Annotated in this window: 1 pseudogene; it reads right to left on the reverse strand. The window is 72.7% G+C overall.

The features are described 5' to 3' along the window. Positions 1 to 297, reverse strand: a pseudogene (locus tag ACZYSP_RS35435) (DNA-binding response regulator); the annotation flags it as partial.

The following is a 297-nucleotide window of genomic DNA, read 5'->3' on the forward strand; positions in this document are numbered from 1 at the left end:
CGGAACACGCGCGACAGCCGCTTTTCGTGCGTGCCCACGCGCGCCGCCAACTCGGGCAGGGTGGGCACGTTCGCCAGGTCGGCGCGCACCAGGCGCTCGACGGCCTGCGCGAGCACGCGGGCGGTGTGGTCGGCGCCCGGGGTGTCGGTGCCGCGTTCCCGTTTCGCGTTTTCCACGGCGCTCTCGGCCTGCGCGATGCAGGCCTGCGCCTGCTGCCGGCTGCTTGACAGCGCAAGGTGCACGGCCACGCGCGCCAGCACTTCCGCAGGCTCGAAGGGCTTCAGGATGTAGTCGACC

This window comes from Variovorax sp. F042, from assembly GCF_057814215.1.